The 17,956-nt window shown below is 65.3% G+C and carries 17 protein-coding genes; 4 read left to right on the top strand and 13 right to left on the bottom strand.

Translation table 11 applies throughout. The features are described from left to right. Positions 1-12 precede the first annotated feature (12 nt). Positions 13-798, bottom strand: a complete 786-nt coding sequence (locus tag AB7245_RS34430; RefSeq protein WP_063981635.1) for an ABC transporter permease — start codon at positions 796-798, stop codon at positions 13-15. Then, a complete protein-coding gene (locus AB7245_RS34435; RefSeq protein WP_014493075.1) occupies positions 798-1,616 on the bottom strand; it encodes an ABC transporter ATP-binding protein in 819 nt (272 codons plus the stop codon). The genes AB7245_RS34430 and AB7245_RS34435 overlap by 1 nt, the downstream gene beginning before the upstream one ends. Before the next feature lie 279 nt (positions 1,617-1,895). Here AB7245_RS34435 and AB7245_RS34440 point away from each other — a divergent pair, with 279 nt between their 5' ends. Continuing rightward, entirely contained in the window at positions 1,896-2,678 is a 783-nt protein-coding gene (locus AB7245_RS34440) for an ATP-binding cassette domain-containing protein (RefSeq protein WP_063981634.1), read from the top strand. Further along, a complete protein-coding gene (locus AB7245_RS34445; protein WP_063981633.1) occupies positions 2,675-4,234 on the top strand; it encodes a glycine betaine ABC transporter substrate-binding protein in 1,560 nt (519 codons plus the stop codon). Before AB7245_RS34440 ends, AB7245_RS34445 begins: the two co-directional genes overlap by 4 nt. 5 nt (positions 4,235-4,239) lie before the next feature. On the opposite strand, the gene AB7245_RS34450 is transcribed toward AB7245_RS34445, so the two are convergent. Further along, the gene (locus tag AB7245_RS34450) at positions 4,240-5,955 is read right to left on the bottom strand and encodes a sulfatase-like hydrolase/transferase (protein ID WP_071910536.1); all 1,716 of its coding nucleotides are present in this window, start codon (positions 5,953-5,955) and stop codon (positions 4,240-4,242) included. Between the two features lie 303 nt (positions 5,956-6,258). Next, complete coding sequence (locus AB7245_RS34455; protein WP_439035471.1) at positions 6,259-6,924, bottom strand: TetR/AcrR family transcriptional regulator; 666 nt, start codon at positions 6,922-6,924, stop codon at positions 6,259-6,261. Positions 6,925-7,029: 105 nt separating this feature from the next. Here AB7245_RS34455 and AB7245_RS34460 point away from each other — a divergent pair, with 105 nt between their 5' ends. Continuing rightward, a complete protein-coding gene (locus tag AB7245_RS34460; protein ID WP_439035472.1) occupies positions 7,030-7,650 on the top strand; it encodes a hypothetical protein in 621 nt (206 codons plus the stop codon). 7 nt (positions 7,651-7,657) lie between these two features. Here the strand turns inward: AB7245_RS34460 and AB7245_RS34465 are convergent, their stop codons facing one another. The 9 genes from AB7245_RS34465 to miaA all read right to left on the bottom strand — a co-directional run bounded on the left by AB7245_RS34465 (position 7,658) and on the right by miaA (position 16,972). Then, complete coding sequence (locus AB7245_RS34465; protein ID WP_439035473.1) at positions 7,658-8,509, bottom strand: SDR family oxidoreductase; 852 nt, start codon at positions 8,507-8,509, stop codon at positions 7,658-7,660. Positions 8,510-8,982: 473 nt separating this feature from the next. Further along, complete coding sequence (gene ilvC, locus AB7245_RS34470) at positions 8,983-10,002, bottom strand: ketol-acid reductoisomerase (protein ID WP_063981628.1); 1,020 nt, start codon at positions 10,000-10,002, stop codon at positions 8,983-8,985. 132 nt (positions 10,003-10,134) lie between these two features. Then, the gene (locus AB7245_RS34475) at positions 10,135-10,737 is read right to left on the bottom strand and encodes a LysE family translocator (RefSeq protein WP_439035474.1); all 603 of its coding nucleotides are present in this window, start codon (positions 10,735-10,737) and stop codon (positions 10,135-10,137) included. A gap of 7 nt (positions 10,738-10,744) precedes the next feature. Then, entirely contained in the window at positions 10,745-11,620 is an 876-nt protein-coding gene (locus tag AB7245_RS34480) for an EamA family transporter (protein WP_439035475.1), read from the bottom strand. A 49-nt stretch (positions 11,621-11,669) separates the two neighbouring features. Further along, the gene (locus tag AB7245_RS34485; protein WP_014493065.1) at positions 11,670-12,365 is read right to left on the bottom strand and encodes a class I SAM-dependent methyltransferase; all 696 of its coding nucleotides are present in this window, start codon (positions 12,363-12,365) and stop codon (positions 11,670-11,672) included. A 3-nt stretch (positions 12,366-12,368) separates the two neighbouring features. After that, positions 12,369-12,911, bottom strand: coding sequence for an acetolactate synthase small subunit (gene ilvN / locus AB7245_RS34490; RefSeq protein WP_014493064.1), 543 nt, complete (start codon positions 12,909-12,911; stop codon positions 12,369-12,371). Positions 12,912-12,934: 23 nt separating this feature from the next. After that, positions 12,935-13,906: a threonine dehydratase gene (locus AB7245_RS34495; RefSeq protein ID WP_439035476.1), complete on the bottom strand. Its 972-nt coding sequence runs from the start codon at positions 13,904-13,906 to the stop codon at positions 12,935-12,937. A 4-nt stretch (positions 13,907-13,910) separates the two neighbouring features. Beyond that, positions 13,911-15,686, bottom strand: a complete 1,776-nt coding sequence (locus tag AB7245_RS34500; protein WP_063981624.1) for an acetolactate synthase 3 large subunit — start codon at positions 15,684-15,686, stop codon at positions 13,911-13,913. Between the two features lie 329 nt (positions 15,687-16,015). Then, a complete protein-coding gene (gene miaA, locus AB7245_RS34505; RefSeq protein ID WP_439035477.1) occupies positions 16,016-16,972 on the bottom strand; it encodes a tRNA (adenosine(37)-N6)-dimethylallyltransferase MiaA in 957 nt (318 codons plus the stop codon). Positions 16,973-16,983: 11 nt separating this feature from the next. Between miaA and serB the strand changes: the two genes are divergently transcribed. Beyond that, complete coding sequence (serB, locus tag AB7245_RS34510) at positions 16,984-17,889, top strand: phosphoserine phosphatase SerB (protein ID WP_439035478.1); 906 nt, start codon at positions 16,984-16,986, stop codon at positions 17,887-17,889. The last annotated feature ends 67 nt before the right edge of the window (positions 17,890-17,956 follow it).

Here is a 17,956-nt window from a genome sequence, read left to right on the forward strand (position 1 = left end):
AAACGAGGCGGACTACCCCCGCCCGTCCACGGTCGGGCGCCAGACCAGCAGCCTGCGCTCAACCAGCGTCACCCCGAAGTCGATCAGGATGACGAAGGCCGACAACACGAACATGCCGGCGAACACACCGGCGACGTCGAAGATGCCTTCGGCCTGCTGGATCAGATAGCCGAGCCCCGCCGCCGATCCCAGATATTCGCCGACGACTGCGCCGACCACGGCGAAGCCGACCGAGGTGTGCAGCGAGGAGAACATCCACGACAGCGCCGACGGCCAATAGACATGCTGCATCAGCTGCCGCTCGCTCATGCCGAGCATGCGGCCATTGTCGAGCACGGTGCGGCTGACCTCCTTGACGCCCTGATAGACGTTGAAGAACACGATGAAGAACACCAGAGTCACGCCGAGCGCGACCTTGGACCAGATGCCGAGGCCCAGCCACAGCGCGAAGATCGGCGCAAGCACGACGCGGGGCAGCGCGTTGACCATCTTGACGTAAGGATCGAACACCGCGGCAACCAGCGGCTGGCGCGCGAACCAGAAGCCGACCAGCACGCCGCCGAGCGATCCGATCACGAACGCCAGAATCGATTCCGTCAACGTGATGCCGAGATGCTTCCAGATCACGCCGGACGAGAACCATTTGACGATCTGGCTGAACACGTCGACCGGGTTGGAGAAGAAGAACGGTGGCAACAGGATTTTTCCGAACACCGGCACGGTCGCAAAGAGCTGCCACAGTGCAAGGCAGACAACGGCGACCAGGACTTGCAGCGCAAGCAGCGTCACGCGCGACATCAGATCGCCTCCGCCGCTTGGGTCGATTGCGCGTAGCCCTTCATCACCTCGTCCTTGAGCACGCTCCAGATCTCGCGGTGGAGCGCATGGAACTCCTTGTCCAGCCGCACCTCGAAAATATCGCGCGGGCGCGGCAAGCTCACGCGCCAGTCGCCGATGATGCGCGAGGACGGCCCCGCCGACATGATCACGACGCGGTCGGCGAGCGCGATCGCCTCTTCGAGATCATGGGTCACGAACAGCACGGCCTTGCGGTCGGCATTCCAGAGGTCGAGCAGCAGATTGCCCATCACCTGGCGGGTCTGCGCATCGAGCGGCCCGAACGGCTCGTCCATCAGGAGTATCTTTGGGTCGCGGATCAGCACCTGTGCCAGCGCCACGCGCTTGCGCTGGCCGCCCGAGAGCATGTGCGGATAACGGTTGGCGAAGGCGCCGAGGCCGACGGAAGTCAGCCATTTTTGCGCGCGTTGCAGCGCCTCGGCGCGGGGCGTGCCCGCGATCTCGAGCCCGATCGCAACATTGTCGAGCGCGGTCTTCCAGGGGAACAGCGCATCGGCCTGGAACAGGTAGCCGGCGTCCCGGTTCAGCCCCGCAAGCGGCCGGTCGAAAATCTTGATGCTGCCGGCGGCGGGCTTGAGCAGGCCGGCCGCGACGTTGAGCAGGGTCGATTTCCCGCAGCCGGTCGGCCCGACGATGGCGACGAACTCGCCCTGCGCGACCGAAAGATGGGCCTTCTCCACCGCCGTATAGACCCGGTCGTCCCCCAGCCGGAACGCGACTTTGGCGTCTTCCAGCGCCACTGCCGTGGGCGTCGTCATGTGTTCCCTCCGAACTTGGCCCGATGCCTTAGCCGCTCGCGCGGCCAAGTTCAATCGAGCCGCCAAGCGTGCTACGCATGGGGTCCGTCGCCTCCTTCACCCTCCCCTGGAGGGGGAGGGTCGGTGCGCATGAAGCGAAGCGGAATGCGGACCGGGGTGGGGTGACGGTCCCTCCACGTCCAACACCGCCCGTGTTGAGAGATCACCCCACCCCGCCCGCGCTTCGCGCGAGCGACCCTCCCCCTCCAGGGGAGGGTAAGGAAGAGTGAGCCGCGTCGAATGCCTTCCAAACCTGCCATCAGCTATTCCCACGTCAGCAAGAACTTCGGCTCACTCAAGGCCGTCGACGATGTGTCGCTCGATATCGCCGAGGGCGAATTTCTGGCCATCGTCGGCGGCTCCGGCTCCGGCAAGACCACGCTGCTGCGGCTCGCCAACCGGCTGATCGAGGCCGATGCCGGCACGATCACGGTCGAGGGCGAGGATGTGCAGACCGTCGATCCTGTCTCGCTGCGGCGCCGGATCGGCTACGTCTTCCAGAGCGGCGGGCTGTTTCCGCATCTGAGCGTCGCCGACAATATCGGAATCACGCCAAGGCTGCTGGGCGCACCGGCAGCGGACATCACCGCGCGGGTCGACGAGCTGCTCGAGCTCGTGCAACTCGACCGTCGCGCGCATCGCGATCGCCTGCCCGAGGCGCTCTCCGGCGGCCAGCGCCAGCGCGTGGGGGTGGCTCGGGCGCTCGCGGCACGGCCCCGCATCGTGCTGATGGACGAGCCGTTCGGCGCGCTCGATCCCCTCACCCGCGATGCGCTCGGCGAGGATTTTCGCGAACTGCATCGCAAGCTCGGCCTGACCACCGTCATGATCACCCATGACATGACGGAGGCGATCCTGCTCGCCGACCGCATCGCGGTGATGCGCGGCGGACAACTGCTGGCGCAGGGCACGCCCGCGGACCTCTCGACGAGCGGCGACGCCTATGTGCTGGAGCTGCTGCGCACGCCGCGACGCCAGGTCGAGCGGCTGAACGCGCTACTGCCGCCGAGCGGTGCGGCATGAGCCTGTTCGCCGATCCGCGCTGGGGCGAGGCGCTGTCGCATCTCCCCGACTATCTCGGCAACCATGTTCGGGTCAGCCTCGCCGCGCTCGCGCTCGGCCTCGCCGTCAGCCTGCCGCTGGCGATCCTGACCCGCAACCGCCCGGCGCCGCGCGCTATCCTGCTCGCGCTCGCAAGCATCGTGCAGACGGTGCCCGGCTTGGCGCTGCTCGCGCTGTTCTATCCGCTGCTGCTGCTGGCCGCGTCCTTGACACTCGCCTGGTTCGGAATCTCCTTCTCCGCTTTCGGCTTCCTGCCGGCGATGCTGGCGCTCGCGCTCTATTCGATGCTGCCGGTGCTGCGCAACGGCATCACAGGCCTCAACGGCATCGATCCTGCGCTGATCGAAGCCGCCAAAGGCGTCGGCATGACCGCGCGGCAGTCGCTCGTCATGGTCGAGTTGCCGCTGGCGCTGCCGGTGATGATGGCCGGCATCCGCACCGCGGCGGTGTGGGTGATCGGCACCGCGACCCTGTCGACGCCGATCGGGCAGACCAGCCTCGGCAACTACATTTTTGCCGGGCTTCAGACCCAGAACTGGGTGTTCGTGCTGTTCGGCTGCTTTGCCTCGGCCCTGCTCGCGCTCGCCGTCGATCAGCTGCTCGGCCTGATCGAGAGCGGCTTGCGCCACCGCAGCCGCCTGCCTGCCGCGCTCGGCGGCATCGGGATCGCGGCGCTGGTCCTCGCAACGCTGGTGCCGACGATGGGACGCTCGTCGCAGAGCTATGTCGTCGGGGCCAAGACATTCGCCGAGCAATATGTGCTGTCGGCCCTGCTGAGGGACCGCCTCCAGGCCGCCGGTCTCCCCGCGACCGCGCGGTCGGGTCTCGGCTCCAGCGTGATCTTCGAGGCGCTCAAGGCCGGCGACATCGATCTCTATGTCGATTATTCCGGCACGCTGTGGGCCAACCAGCTGCACCGCACGGACATCAAGCCGCGCGCGGAGTTGTTGGCGGAGCTCAAGACGGCGCTCGCAAAGGACCATATCACCCTGCTCGGCGAGCTCGGCTTCGAGAACGCCTATGCGCTGGTGATGCCGAAGAAGCGCGCCGAGGCGCTCGGCATCCGCACCATCGCCGATCTCGCCGCACATGCACCGGCGCTGTCCATCGCCGGCGACTACGAATTCTTCTCGCGCCCCGAATGGGCGGCGCTGCAAAAATCCTATGGCCTCTCGTTCCGCGCCCAGCGCCAGATGCAGCCGGATTTCATGTATGCGGCCGTCGCCAGCGGCGAGGTCGACGTGATCGCCGGCTACACCAGCGACGGGCTGATCGCGAAATACGATCTGGTCGTGCTGGACGATCCCAGGCACGCGATCCCGCCCTACGACGCGATCCTGCTGCTGGCGCCGAAGCGCGCCGGCGATGAGCGACTACAGGCCGCGCTCGAGCCGCTGCTCGGCAAGATCGACATCGCCACGATGCGAGAGGCCAATTTGCGCGCCAGCGGCAACGACGCGAATTCATCGCCGGATGCGGTGGCGAAGTGGCTTTGGGAGAAGGTGGGCAAGCGGTAGGCCGACTACAGCCCCCGGATGATCCCGGCATTGATCAGCAGCCGGTTCAACCGCCGCGCCTCGGCGCCGTCCTTGCAGCCGTAGAAGATGCCTTTGCAGCGGAGCATGATCTGCTTCTGCTCGGCGAAGGAGGGATCGAGCGGAATGCCGGCGGCTTCCTGAATCACCAGCGGGAGATAAGGGCCGTCGACCGTGTCCATCACGGCCTCGCTCTTCACCGGCTCGAAATTGATGGCGTCGATCGCGTAATAGGTCGCGTAGAGACGCGGATCGTAGGCGTCGAGCTTCTTGCCGAGCGCGCCCTCGTCGAGCCCGGGCTCGAGGAGGTTCGGCGCAAACTCGGGCTGGTGGTCGCCGTAGCGCACGATCAGGAAGGGCTCGCCGGGAAAATTCTTCTTCAGCCCCGCGACAAACGCTCTGTACTGCTCGGCGCTCATCGCTTGCCGGCGCAGATATTCGTCGATGGACGCCACATTATTGCCCGGCGCGCGCCAGTTCGGCAGCAGGTCGGGGCGGAAGCGCGTCTCCCAGGGGAAATGATTGGCGCCGAGATAGATGAAGGTGAACAGCGGCTTGTTCGGCGGCTGCTGGCCCATCAGTTGGAGCGCCTTGTCGTAGAAGAAGGAGTCCGGCTCGACGTCCTTGGCGCCGAGATCCTTCGAGTCGAGGAAGCGTTCGACGCCGGTCGTCACCTGAAAGCTGCGCGCGCCCATGAAGCCGCCATAGGCGGGATAGAGCGATAGCGTGTCATAGCCGCAGCGGCGCAGCGCCAGCGGCAGGCCGCGCTCGACGCGGTTTGAGGCGATGCGCGTCACGAAATAGGCGAAGCGGCCGAACGAGCGCGAGGAGAGACCAGCGAGCACGTTGTATTCGGTGAACCAGCTCGGCCCGCCATTGCTCTCGGCCAGGAACGTGCGCTGCTTGCCGTCAAAGGATTTGAAATGATCGCCATAGCGCGGCGGCACCTTGATGCCCTGGGCGGCGCGGATGTCGAAGCTCGATTCATCATGGACCATGATGATGTTCGGCCGGCGGCCCGCGGGGTGGCAGGCATCCACCAGCGGCATGTTGAGCCGTTCGTTGGTCGAGGCGGCCGACTCCATGAAGCCGTATTGCGCGAAGTCGGAAACCGCGCTGACGCCGGAGCGGAAGAATTTCGAGAGATAGCCGTCGTCGTAATAGCCGCGCCAGGCCTCGTCCGGATGATAGAGCGAATAGCCGACCAGTGCGGCAAGACAGGCGAGCGTGGACGCGAACGCCGGCAGGCGGCGGATGCGAAACGGATCGAGCCACCACAGCGCATACATCAGCGGCAGCGTGACGAGGCCGGCCCCGATCACCGACCAGCGCAAGTTCGGGAAGATCGTGAACAGGAACGCCACGGTGTCGCGGTCGATCATCATCAGGTCGATGAAGTTGACCGTCATCTGCACGACGTCGTGCTTGAGACGCGACAGCAGCACCAGCACGACGACCATGGTCAGCGACAGCGCACCCGACAGTGCCGGCCGCCGCAAGAGCGTGATCCAGAAGAAATTGAGGATGCCCCAGGCGAGCACGAACGAAAGCCGCGAACCGAAATCGGTCTCGGTCTCGTACATGAGAGCGAGGGCGGCAAGATGCGGCGCGGCAACCGCAAGCAGGCGCCAGATGCCGAGCGCGGCAACGCTCGCCAGCACGGCGGTGGTGGCAGAAGGACCTGGATTCGGCGCGGACGCCATCGACGGCACGCAACTTCTGGTCCGGCGCGATGAATACCCAGCCGTCGGGCCGGCCTGCGGCGTTCGGCGCAGCCGGAAGCCTGCACCGTGTCATAAAACTGTAATTGAATGGTCACGGACAAGCAACGCGTGTCGCGGTCCGACCTTCGCTTAATGTTAGCAGGCGGCGAACAGCCGCACGGCCAACTCCATCCCCTCACCCTGAGGAGCCTGCGAAGCAGGCGTCTCGAAGGGCGAGGCCCGAGTGGGCCTGCATGGTTCGAGACGGCGCTACGCGCCTCCTCGCCATGAGGGTCAGTCAGTTCAGGAACCGCCGCCCGATTTCGCGATCCCCGCGATAAACAGGTCGATCACCCCTTCCGCCATCCGCTCGGTCTCGCCCTCCTCCACGCCCCAGCGCGGAAAGTGGCCGTCGAGGTTCATCCGGGCGAAGCCGTAGACCAGGGCGCGGCCGGCGATCTGGATGCGCTTGAGGTCGGCCGACCGCAGCAGGCCCTGCTCCGCCGCGTCTGCCAGCATCCGTTCGGTCAGAGCGATCAGCTCGGCATTGTCGCGGGTCAACTCCGCGGAGCTGCCATGGGCGAAGTAGCGCCCCGTGGAGATGATCTCGAAATGCGCGGGGTTGCGCATGGCCCAGCGCAGGTAGGCGAGCCCGAAGGCGCGGAAGCGGCCGAGCGGGTCGGTGGCCGGCGCCTGGTCCAGCGCCACCTCGATCTCGGCACGAAACCGCCGCTGCGCCTCCCCGGCCACCGCCGCCATCAGCGCGTCGCGGTTGGGGAAGTGCCGGAACGGCGCCCCCGGCGAAACCGCGGCCCGGCGCGCGGCCTCGCGCACCGAGACTTCGGCGCCTTCCGCAGCCAGTTGCAACGCAGCATCGATCAGCACGCGGCGGAGGTCGCCATGATGATAGGGCCGGGTTTCCGGGACGCCGCGGCGGGTGCGCGGCTTGGACGGCTGTCGGGCGGGCATGGCGCTTCCTAGCATCACCCGAACGTGAATGTAAGCACCGATTACACCGTTGACGATTTCGCCAGCTGAAATGTAATCGATGCTTACATTAGGGAGGAGATCGCCATGTCACAACGCCAAAACTGGTTCGAGGGCTGGCGGCTGCTCGCCGTTCTCACCCTGAGCCTGATCGCGCTCAGCCTGTGGATCGCGTCGATGCGGCAGTTCGAGGTCGAGGGCATGCGGATGGTGATCCGTTTCACGGCGCGAAGCTCGCTGCTGCTGTTCTGCCTTGCCTTCAGTGCTGCGGCACTCGCACGGCTGTGGCCTAACGCCTGGACTCGCTGGCAGCGCCGCAACCGCCGCTATCTGGGCCTTAGCTTTGCGGCCTCCCACGCCATCCACGCGGTTGCGATCGTTGCCTTCGCCAAAATGGACCCGGCCGGCTTTGCGGAGACCACCTCGGCCGCCTCCTACATCTTCGGCGGCATCGGCTATGCATTCATCATCGCCATGAGCGCGACCTCGTTCGACCGCACCGCCGCGCTGCTCGGGCCGCAGGCCTGGCGCGTGCTGCACCTCGTCGGCGGCTACTATCTCTGGTTCCAGTTCATGGTGTCGTTCGGCAAGCGCGTGCCGGCGACGCCGCTCTATGCCGCCTTCCTCATTCCGTTGTTCGCCGTGATGGCGCTGCGGCTGATCGCGATGGCCGCCCACCCCCGCCGACGGACGGCCGAAGCGAGCTGAACGTCGATCAGCCCTGCGGCAGGAACCCGAGGCGCTTGGCGATGATGCGATCGACCGTCCGTTTCGGCAACAATGCGCCGATCAGATGGCGCAGCGGGTCCGGTGTGATCTGGTAACGCACCTTGGGGCTCGCGGCGGTCAGCGCCTCGAACACGATTTCGGCGATCCGCTCGGCCGGCAGACCCTTCGCACCGAGGTCCATCATGAACGCCATGACCTTGTTCAGCGCCGGCAGATAGGGCGAGTTCTGATAGACGGAGAGATCGATCTCTTCGGCCTTGCTCCAGATCGGCGTCTTCACTGCGCCCGGGGCGACGATGATGACGTCGATCCCGAACAGCATCAGCTCACGCCGCAGGCTCTCCGACAGGCCTTCGATGGCGTGCTTGGAGGTGCAGTAAGGCGCCGACAGCGGATTGCCGTTCTTGCCGGCGACCGAGCTGATCATCACGATCCGCCCCTTCGGCCCCTTCAGCGACGGGTCCGCGCCGAGCAGCGGCCCGAAGGCTTGCGTCGCGATGACCGGGCCGATGACGTTAATGTCCATCTGGCGGCGGAAATCGTCGACCGACAATTCCAGGACCGGCCCCGCGACCGCAATGCCGGCATTGTTGACGAGCCCCGCCAGCGTGTCGCCAGCCAGCGCCTCGCGAACCTGGCGCGCAGCGGCGAGCACGGCGGCCTCGTCGGTAACGTCGAACAGGAGCGGCGTGAAGTTCGCGCCGAACTCACCCCTGAGCCGGTCGGCGTCGGCCTGCTTGCGGACGCTGCCGAAGACGCGGTAGCCGCGCCCGATCAGAAATTTCGAAATGGCCCAGCCGATGCCGGTGGACGCGCCGGTGATGACGACAGATCGCATAGACCCCTCCCCCTCAAGTTCCCGCGATCATGGAGAGAAGGATGTGTCAGCGCAATGCCACCCAACGCTCAAAGGGACGTCGCGGGTGTCGATTCTTAAGATGAAGCGGCGCGCGAGCTTCGCGACATGAGATTGAGTGCGCCCTGAAGATGCGGATGAAGAGCCGAATCCTTGACTCTGAAGACGCTGGGGTTTTGGCGATCGCGAGCTTCTGGAGAAGTCATGAAAACGACGCGAGACCAAGAATGTGGTTTAAGCGTCAGTTCTTCGTGCTCAGAGGGCACGTCAGCTCGCGAAGAATTTGAATGAAGCAGCAATGCTTCGCGCGAGATGAAAGGAGCGAGACCGCCGTTCGCGATCTCGCTCCGATGTAGTCGAGAAGGTTTAAAATTTGGTTTGGCGAGCGAAGCTTGTGTTTCGCTCGTCATTCCGGGGCGCGACGAAGTCGCGAACCCGGAATGACGGCGCAGCCGTCAGTTCTTGCTCTTGTCGACCAGCGCGCCCTTCTTGATCCAGGGCATCATGTCGCGCAGTTTCGCGCCGACTTCCTCGATCGGATGCGCGGCGAGCTTGGCGCGGGTCGCCTTGAACGAGGTCTGGTTGACCTTGTTCTCGAGCATCCAGTCGCGGGCGAACTTGCCGCCCTGGATGTCGGCGAGAACGCGCTTCATCTCGGCCTTGGTCTCCGCGGTGACGATGCGCGGACCGGTGACGTACTCGCCGTACTCCGCGGTGTTGGAGATCGAGTAGTTCATGTTGGCGATGCCGCCTTCATAGATCAGGTCGACGATCAGCTTCACTTCGTGCAGGCACTCGAAATAGGCCATCTCAGGGGCGTAACCGGCTTCGACCAGGGTCTCGTAGCCGGCCTTGATCAGCTCGACCAGGCCGCCGCAGAGCACGACCTGCTCGCCGAACAGGTCGGTCTCGCACTCTTCCTTGAAGGTGGTCTCGATGATGCCGGCACGACCGCCGCCGACGGCGGAGGCGTAGGAGAGGCCGAGGTCATGGGCGTTGCCCGAGACGTCCTTGGCGATCGCGATCAGGCAGGGCACGCCGCCGCCGCGCTGATATTCCGAACGCACGGTGTGGCCGGGGCCCTTCGGCGCGATCATGAGCACGTCGAGGTCGGCGCGCGGGTCGAGCAGGTTGAAGTGGACGTTGAGGCCGTGCGCGAACACGAGGGCGGCGCCCTTCTTCATGTTGTCGTGCAGGTGCTCGCGATAAATGTCGCCCTGGAGCTCGTCCGGGGTCAGCATCATGACGAGGTCGGCCCATTTGGCGGCGTCGGCGACTTCCATCACCTTGAAGCCGGCGGCTTCCGCCTTTTTGACCGAGCCCGAGTCCTTGCGCAGCGCAATGGCGACTTCCTTGACGCCGGAGTCCTTGAGGTTGAGCGCATGGGCGTGGCCCTGGCTGCCATAGCCGACGATGGCGACCTTCTTGCCCTTGATCAGGTTCAGGTCGGCGTCGCGATCGTAATAAACACGCATAGTCGTTTCCTCGTTCAGGGCCAGAAGCGGCCGATAGTCAGTGTCCGAAGGGTGAAATTTGCGGATTTCGGGGGCTGTCTAGAGCATTTTCAGCCCCTAGGGAAACCCGTTTCTGCATGGAAATCCGCGACATCATGCATCCATGAAAACGGGGTAGAGGGAGGCGAGCAGCAGGAGCGCCATCACGATATTGAAGGCGCGGACCAGCCGCTCCGAGGTCAGTACCGGTCGTAGTGCAGTGCCGAACAGGGCCCAGACCACCGTCGAGACCGTGCCGACGAGCAGGCTAATCAGGGTCTGGATCGCGATGTTCAGGGGGAATTGGGCGATGGCCGCATAGGCGGTGATGGTGCCGATCACGATCACCCAGCCCTTGGCGTTGATCCACTGGAACATCGCCGCGCCCCAGAAGGTCATCGGGCCACGGCCGTCCTCCTCGCCCGGCTTGGTCGGACCCGAGAAGGCGATCACCGCGGCGAGGTAAATCAAGTAGGCGGCGCCGGCATATTTCAGGATGGTCTGGAGGATCGGATAGGCCAGAAACACCGTGCCGAGCCCGAGGCCGACGGCGCCGACCATGAAGGCGAAGCCGATCGTGATGCCGGCGATATGCGGGATGGTGCGGCGGAAGCCGTAAGTCAGTCCCGACGACAGCAGCATGATGTTGTTCGGCCCCGGCGTGAAGAACATCACGAGGGCGAAGATGATGAAGGCATAGAGCAGCGACTGGGACATGCTCACCTCACGCGGTCTTCGGCAGCGGCTGCGGGCGTCTCGCCAGCACCATCACCGCGATGCCGCCGATGACCGTCAGCATCCCGGCCAGCCGCAACGGTCCGAACTTCTCGCCAAACACGATGCTGGAAGCAGCCGAGCCGACGAACGGCACCAGCAGCGCGAACGGCACCACTTGAGCGGCTGGATAATCACGCAGCAGCCGGCCCCACAGCCAATAGGCGATGCTGGTCGAGATGGCGCCGATCACCAGCAGGCAGACGAGGCCAGTCGGCGACATATGGATCAGCGACTGGAAGGTCGGCGCCGGCCCGTTGACGACCAGCGCCAGCGCGAACAGCGGCACGGCGGCGGTGAGGCAGAGCCAGGCGAACAGGTCGAACATCGGCGCGCCACGGGCGCCGCGCAGCAGGAGATTGCCGACGGCAAAGCAAATCGGGGCGATCATCAGCACCGCGAAGGCACCAACGCTGAAATCGTAACCGACGGTACCGCAGATCAAGAGCAGGCCGACTGCGGCGACGACGATGCCAAGCGTCTGCGCCGGCGTCGGCCGCTCGCCGAATGCGATCGCGGCAAAGCCGATGGTGAACAGCGCCTGGCTCTGCACGACGACGCTGGTGAGCCCCACCGGCACACCGTGCGCGATGCCATAGGCCTGGCTCAGGAACTGGCCGAGGAACAGCGTGAAGCTGATCGCGATCAGCAGCGACCAGGCGATCTTCGGCTTGGGAATGAACAGGCAAGGCACCGCGGCAATGGTGAAGCGCATCGCCGTCATCAGCTCCGGCGAAAATTCGTCGAGCGCGATCCGGCTCGCCACGAAGGCAAGCCCCCAGATGACCGCCACCAGAATGGCGATGAGGATATCGGCCGGCTTCATTGTTGTTCTCGGTTCTGCTTTGTCGTGCAGCCCTGTTTGTTGTTCTGTTCTAGCCTTGCTCGCCGGCTTTCGGTTTCCGCAGCAGATAAGTGCCGTGCATGGGCGCGTGGTAGTCGACCGAGACCAGCGTGAAGCCGACATCGGTCAGCATCCGCTCCATCACCCAGCCGAAGGTGGAATATTCGTCACGCATGTGCGTGACGACGCTTTCGCGCGAAAAATCGTGGTTCTTGATATGGAAGTCGGCCCATTGCTCGACGTCGCGCTCGATGGCGTCGGGCATCGAGGCGTAGACGATGTCGCGCAGATAGAAGCTCGCGCCCGGCTTCAGTGCACGGTAGATCCGCGACATCGCCACCGCCTTCCAGAAATCCGGCAGATGGTGCAGCGTGAACTCGCTGACGATCAGGTCGTAGGATTCCGGGCGGTAGGCGAAGCTGAGCAAGCCGGCGGACTGCGTGCGCACCGGCGCCTTGCGGTCGCGGGCGTAGATCTCGGCGAGCGCCAGCATCGCCGGCGAGATATCGATGGCGTCCACCTCGGCACCCATCAGCGCCGCTTCGGTCGCGAGCACGCCGTTGCCGCAGCCGATATCCGCGATGCGCCAGCCGCGCTGTACCCCGAGCATTTTCAGCGCGGCGCGCGCCCGCAGATCGGCATCGTCATGGGCGTCGTAGATCGAAGCCACTGCGGGCTCGATCCCCATCCGGTTGCGCTCGTTATAGTACCAGTCGCGCGCCAGCATGGCTCACATCCCCTCAGGCCCGCGGCCAATCGCGGCAACGCCGGTGCGCGACACCTCGACAAGGCCGAGCGGGCGCATCAGGTCGATAAACTGGTTGATCTTGTCCGTATTGCCTGTGATCTCGAACACAAAGCTCTCGGTGGTGGCGTCGATCACGCGGGCGCGGAACGCATCCGCCAGCCGCAGCGCCTCGACACGATGCTCGCCCTGCCCGCGCACCTTCACCATCGCAAGCTCGCGCTCGATCGAGCGCTTGGTCAGGGTCATGTCGACGACGCGATAGACCGGGATCATGCGGTCGAGTTGGTGCTTGATCTGCTCGATCACCATCGGCGTGCCCGTGGTGACGATGGTGATGCGCGACAGGTGCTTCTGGCTCTCGGTCTCCGAGACGGTGAGACTTTCGATGTTGTAGCCGCGCCCGGAGAACAGCCCGATGACGCGCGCGAGCACGCCCGGCTCGTTCTGCACGAGCACCGAGAGCGTATGCGTCTCGTTGGGATCGTGGCGGTCCTCGATGAAATAGGCGGATGCCGGCTGGTTCATGGTCGTCCCCTCTTGTCTCTCCGTCACGCCATCGCTGGCGCCTCTGCCCCGACCCAACTGCGGAACAGATCGAAATCGATATTGCCGCCGGACAGCACGAGACCGACGCGCTTGCCTGACAGCTTGGTCTTCTCCTGAAGCGCCGCGGCGAGCGAGGCTGCGCCGGCGCCTTCGGCGAGATTGTGCGTGTCGGTCCAGTAGGCGCGGATCGCGGCGGCGACCTCGTCGTCGGAAACCTGCACGATGCGCGCGGCACCCTTCCAGATCAACGCGAACGCGTCTGCATCGGGAATGCGCGTTGCCATGCCGTCGGCCAGCGTGTTGCTGGTCTTCGTCGTCACGACCTTGCCGGCCGCGAACGACAGCGCGTAGGACGGGGCTTCGGTCGATTGCACCCCGACGATCTCGGTCTTCAGGCCCAGGAGATCGCGCGCCATGATGCAGCCGGAGATTCCAGAGCCCTGCCCGATCGGCACATAGAGAACATCGAGATCCGGCGCCGTCCGGAACAGTTCGAGCGCATAGGTGGCGACGCCGAGCACGAGATCCGGATGGAACGACGGCACCATGTGCAGGCCGGTAAATTGGGCGCGCCGCTGCGCCTCTTCGGCGGCCGCCTGAAAGTCCTCGCCATACTCGACGAGCTCGGCGCCAAACGCCTTCATCGCCCGGTTCTTCTCGACCGAGTTGCCGCGCGGCACGTAGATCACTGCCGGCACGCCGTGACGGCTCGCGGCAAAGGCCAGGCTCTGGCCGTGATTGCCGCGCGTCGCCGAGATGATGCCCGGAATGTTCGGCCGCTCGCGCTTCAGCCGTTCGAGATAGACGAGACCGCCGCGCACCTTGAAGGCGCCGATCGGCGTGTGGTTCTCGTGCTTGACGATGACCTGCGTCCCGAGGCGCTCGGCGAGCAGCGGCCAGCCGCGTGCCGGCGTCGCCGGCACCGCCTGCCCCACGATCGCATGTGCGCGCTCGAGCTCCGTCAGGTCGAACATGACGTCACACCAGCGCCTTGCCGCCGGCGAACGCCTTTGCCGTGGCCTCGTCGTTCGCCTGCTCGGGCAACAGCATCTCGTTGTGCGCCTTGCCGGAGGGGATCATCGGGAAGCAGTTTTCGAGCGCCGCGACGCGGCAATCGAACAGCACCGGGCGCTTGACCGAGATCATCTCCTGGATGGCGCCGTCGAGATCAGAGGGCTTGTGCACCTGGATGCCGACGCCGCCATAGGCTTCCGCGAGCTTGACGAAATCCGGCAGCGCCTCCGAATAGGAATGCGACAGCCGGTTGCCGTGCAGCAGCTGCTGCCATTGCCGCACCATGCCCATGTACTGGTTGTTCAGGATGAATATCTTGATCGGCAATTCGTACTGAACCGCCGTCGACATCTCCTGCATCGTCATCTGCACCGAGGCATCGCCCGCGATGTCGATGACGAGGCTGTCCGGATGGGCAACCTGCACGCCGACCGCGGCCGGCAGGCCGTAGCCCATGGTGCCGAGACCGCCCGACGTCATCCAGCGATGCGGCTCCTCGAAGCCGAAGAACTGCGCCGCCCACATCTGGTGCTGGCCGACTTCCGTCGTGATGTAGGTGTCCTTGCCGCGTGTCGCCTCGAACAGGCTCTGGATCGCGTGTTGCGGCAGGATCACGTCGTTGCTCTTCTTGTAATAGAGCGAGTTGCGGGCGCGCCACTGCGCGATCTGCTGCCACCAGGCCTTGATGTCGGGCTTCTTCGCTTCCGCCTTGAACACCTGGAGGATATCGCCGAGGATGTTGCCGCAGTCGCCGATGATCGGCACGTCGACACGGATGTTCTTGTTGATCGAGGACGGATCGATGTCGATGTGGATCTTCTTCGAGCCCGGCGAGAACGCATCGACGCGGCCGGTGATGCGGTCGTCGAAGCGCGCGCCGACGCACAGCATGACGTCGCAATCATGCATGGTCATGTTGGCTTCATAGGTGCCGTGCATGCCGAGCATGCCGAGCCAGTTCTTGCCCGACGCCGGATAGGCACCCAGGCCCATCAGCGTGGAGGTGATCGGGAAGCCGGTGACCTCGACCAGTTCGCGCAGGAGCTTGGTCGCCTCGGGGCCGGAATTGATCACGCCGCCACCGCTGTAGATCACCGGGCGCTTGGCGTTGGCGAGCAGCGACACGGCCTTGCGGATCTGCGTCGCGTCGCCCTTCACGCGCGGCGCGTACGAGCGGTGCACGTCCGACTTGCGCGGCGGATGATAGGTGCCGGTCGCGAACTGCACGTCCTTGGGCACGTCGACGAGCACCGGGCCGGGACGGCCGGAGGTCGCGACATAGAAGGCCTCGTGCAGCACCTTGGCGAGATCGTTGACGTCGCGCACCAGCCAATTGTGCTTGGTGCAGGGCCGCGTGATACCGACCGTGTCGCACTCCTGGAACGCGTCGTTGCCGATCAGATGCGTCGGCACCTGGCCGGAGATGCAGACCAGCGGGATCGAGTCCATCAGCGCGTCGGTCAGCGGCGTCACCATGTTGGTGGCGCCGGGACCGGAGGTCACCAGCGCAACGCCCGGCTTGCCGGTCGAGCGCGCATAGCCCTCGGCGGCGTGGCCCGCGCCCTGCTCGTGGCGGACCAGGATGTGCTGGACCTCGCTCTGCTGGAAGATCTCGTCATAGATCGGAAGCACGGCGCCACCGGGATAGCCGAAAATGTCGGTCACGCCATGATCGATGAGCGCGCGAACGATCATCGCGGCGCCGGTCATCTGGTTCGGATCGTGGCTCTTGTCGCTCATTGTCTTGCTCCGGATGCGCTGTTGTCAGCGGCTTCGTTCGTGTCGGGTTCGGGAAATAAAAAAGGCCCCGAAGAGGGCCCATGCACACCGCCTGTCTTGTGGATGGCAGCTAGCCACCCCCGGCGGTGTGCCTGGGTACGACGGCGATAAGGAGTTTGGTAATAATGTTACGCATGGCAGGTGCCCGCCTTCCCAAAGGTTGCGCGAAACATAACGGTCAAAGCCCGGATGTCAAGGCAATGCGACCGTTCCCGCGCGATTTTGGCAATGTAGCGGTGTTCCCAGGGTTCGGCGAGAGGTAAATTCGGGAACCCGGGTACAAAAGCGCGTCAGCCGGGGTCTCGGGCCGCATTCACGATGGCGGCAAGCCACCCCCTCGCCTCCTCCGGCTTTACCCATTCGAACTCGGGCAGTTGGTGCCGGAACCAGGTGAATTGCCGCTTGGCGTAGTGGCGGGTGTCGGCACGACCGATCGTGGCCGCCTCGTCCAGGCCGATCTCACCGCGCAGATGCCGGATCAGGGCCGGCACGCCATGGGCTTTCATCGCCGGCAGCAGCGGATCGAGATGTCTGGCGGCGAGCCACTCCACCTCCCTCAACGCGCCGGCACCGAGCATGGCATCGAAACGGGCATCGATGCGGGCATAGAGCTCGTCGCGCTCGGGGGCGAGAAACACCGCGCGAAAACTGTCCTTGGGCAGCAGCGGCGGCTGGCCTTCATGGTGCCAGTCGAGCAGCGAACGGCCCGTCGCTTCGACCACTTCGAGCGCGCGCGCGATCCGGGTGCGGTCGCGCAAGTTCAATCGTTCGGCGGCGCGCGGATCACGGCGTGCAAGTTCCTCATGCAGCGCCTCGACGCCGTTCCGCTCCAGCCGCGCGCGCACGTCGTCGCGGACTTCGGCGGGGATCGGCGGCACCACCGAGAGGCCCGCCGTCAGCGCCTTGAAATAGAGCCCGGTGCCGCCGATGAAGATCGGCAACCGGCCCTCGGCTTTCGCCTCTTCCAGCGCCTTCGTCGCGTCGACCACCCATGCGCCGGCCGAGAAATTCACGGCCGCATCGACGTGGCCGTAGAGACGGTGCGGCGCGCGTCCTTCCTCGCCATGTGTGGGGCGCGCGGTGATGATGCGGAGGTCACGATAGACCTGCATGGAATCGGCATTGATGACGATTCCGCCCGTACTCAGGGCAAGCTCGAGCGCCAGCGCCGACTTGCCGCTGGCGGTCGGGCCTGCGATAAGCACGGCCTTGCCAACGTGTCTTCTGCTGACTTGTCCCTCGCTCACGAAAACCTCAAATGTCCCTCGTCGCCACGCTGATCTGCAATCCCGACAATCCCGCGCTCGACAGCACCATCGTCGACGGCGCCCGCGCCGTGCTGCCCCAGGCGCAACCTGCGCACTGGCTGTTCGACGGGGTTGCGGTCGACATTCCCTTCGGCGCGCAGGATAACCTCCAAGGCGACCGTCACGCCATCGAACAGCGGTTGCGCGAGCTTCGCGGCGACCTTCCCATCGACATCGTGGTGCAGCCAGTCGGCTTCCGGCGCAAGAAGCTTTTTCTCGCCGACATGGATTCCACCATGATCGGCCAGGAATGCATCGACGAGCTCGCCGATCTCGTCGGGATGAAGGCCCACGTGGCGGCGATTACGGAACGCGCGATGCGCGGCGAGATCGAGTTCGAGCCGGCGCTGCGCGAGCGCGTCGCGCTGCTGAAGGACCTTCCCGCCGGCGTGGTCGACGAGGTGCTGGCCAAGCGCATCACGTTGACGCCGGGCGGCCGCGAACTGGTCGCGACCATGCGCGCCCATGGCGCCTATACCTGTCTCGTCTCCGGCGGCTTCACGCTGTTCACGCGCGCGGTCGCCGCCAAGATCGGCTTCCAGGAGAACCGCGCCAACGAGCTCGTCGTCCGCGACGGCAAGTTCACCGGTGAGGTCAAGGAGCCGATTTTGGGCCGCGCGGCAAAGCTTGCGACGCTGGTGGATCTGATGGAGTCGTTCGATCTCGACGACATCGATTCCGTCGTGGTCGGCGATGGCGCCAACGATCTCGCGATGATCCAGGCTGCGGGCCTGGGCGTGGCGTATCACGCCAAGCCGGCGGTCGCGGCTGCGGCTGCCGCGCGGATCGACCATGGCGATCTCACCGCGCTGCTCTACGCGCAGGGGTATCGGCGGGACGAGTTCGTGGAGGCTTAGCCTCTCCCGTCGTCAGCACTTGCGGCACGCCCAGCGGCCGTAGGGTGGGCAAAGGCGCACTTGCGCT

It is taken from the genome of Bradyrhizobium sp. 604_D8_N2_3, from assembly GCF_051810765.1.
Lineage (GTDB): Bacteria > Pseudomonadota > Alphaproteobacteria > Rhizobiales > Xanthobacteraceae > Bradyrhizobium > Bradyrhizobium barranii.

Coding starts and splice junctions, on each gene's coding strand:
- AB7245_RS34430 (WP_063981635.1), bottom strand. CDS start 798: ATGTCGCGCGTGACGCTGCTTGCGCTGCAAGTCCTGGTCGCCGTTGTC.
- AB7245_RS34435 (WP_014493075.1), bottom strand. CDS start 1,616: ATGACGACGCCCACGGCAGTGGCGCTGGAAGACGCCAAAGTCGCGTTC.
- AB7245_RS34440 (WP_063981634.1), top strand. CDS start 1,896: ATGCCTTCCAAACCTGCCATCAGCTATTCCCACGTCAGCAAGAACTTC.
- AB7245_RS34445 (WP_063981633.1), top strand. CDS start 2,675: ATGAGCCTGTTCGCCGATCCGCGCTGGGGCGAGGCGCTGTCGCATCTC.
- AB7245_RS34450 (WP_071910536.1), bottom strand. CDS start 5,955: ATGGCGTCCGCGCCGAATCCAGGTCCTTCTGCCACCACCGCCGTGCTG.
- AB7245_RS34455 (WP_439035471.1), bottom strand. CDS start 6,924: ATGCCCGCCCGACAGCCGTCCAAGCCGCGCACCCGCCGCGGCGTCCCG.
- AB7245_RS34460 (WP_439035472.1), top strand. CDS start 7,030: ATGTCACAACGCCAAAACTGGTTCGAGGGCTGGCGGCTGCTCGCCGTT.
- AB7245_RS34465 (WP_439035473.1), bottom strand. CDS start 8,509: ATGCGATCTGTCGTCATCACCGGCGCGTCCACCGGCATCGGCTGGGCC.
- ilvC (WP_063981628.1), bottom strand. CDS start 10,002: ATGCGTGTTTATTACGATCGCGACGCCGACCTGAACCTGATCAAGGGC.
- AB7245_RS34475 (WP_439035474.1), bottom strand. CDS start 10,737: ATGTCCCAGTCGCTGCTCTATGCCTTCATCATCTTCGCCCTCGTGATG.
- AB7245_RS34480 (WP_439035475.1), bottom strand. CDS start 11,620: ATGAAGCCGGCCGATATCCTCATCGCCATTCTGGTGGCGGTCATCTGG.
- AB7245_RS34485 (WP_014493065.1), bottom strand. CDS start 12,365: ATGCTGGCGCGCGACTGGTACTATAACGAGCGCAACCGGATGGGGATC.
- ilvN (WP_014493064.1), bottom strand. CDS start 12,911: ATGAACCAGCCGGCATCCGCCTATTTCATCGAGGACCGCCACGATCCC.
- AB7245_RS34495 (WP_439035476.1), bottom strand. CDS start 13,906: ATGTTCGACCTGACGGAGCTCGAGCGCGCACATGCGATCGTGGGGCAG.
- AB7245_RS34500 (WP_063981624.1), bottom strand. CDS start 15,686: ATGAGCGACAAGAGCCACGATCCGAACCAGATGACCGGCGCCGCGATG.
- serB (WP_439035478.1), top strand. CDS start 16,984: ATGTCCCTCGTCGCCACGCTGATCTGCAATCCCGACAATCCCGCGCTC.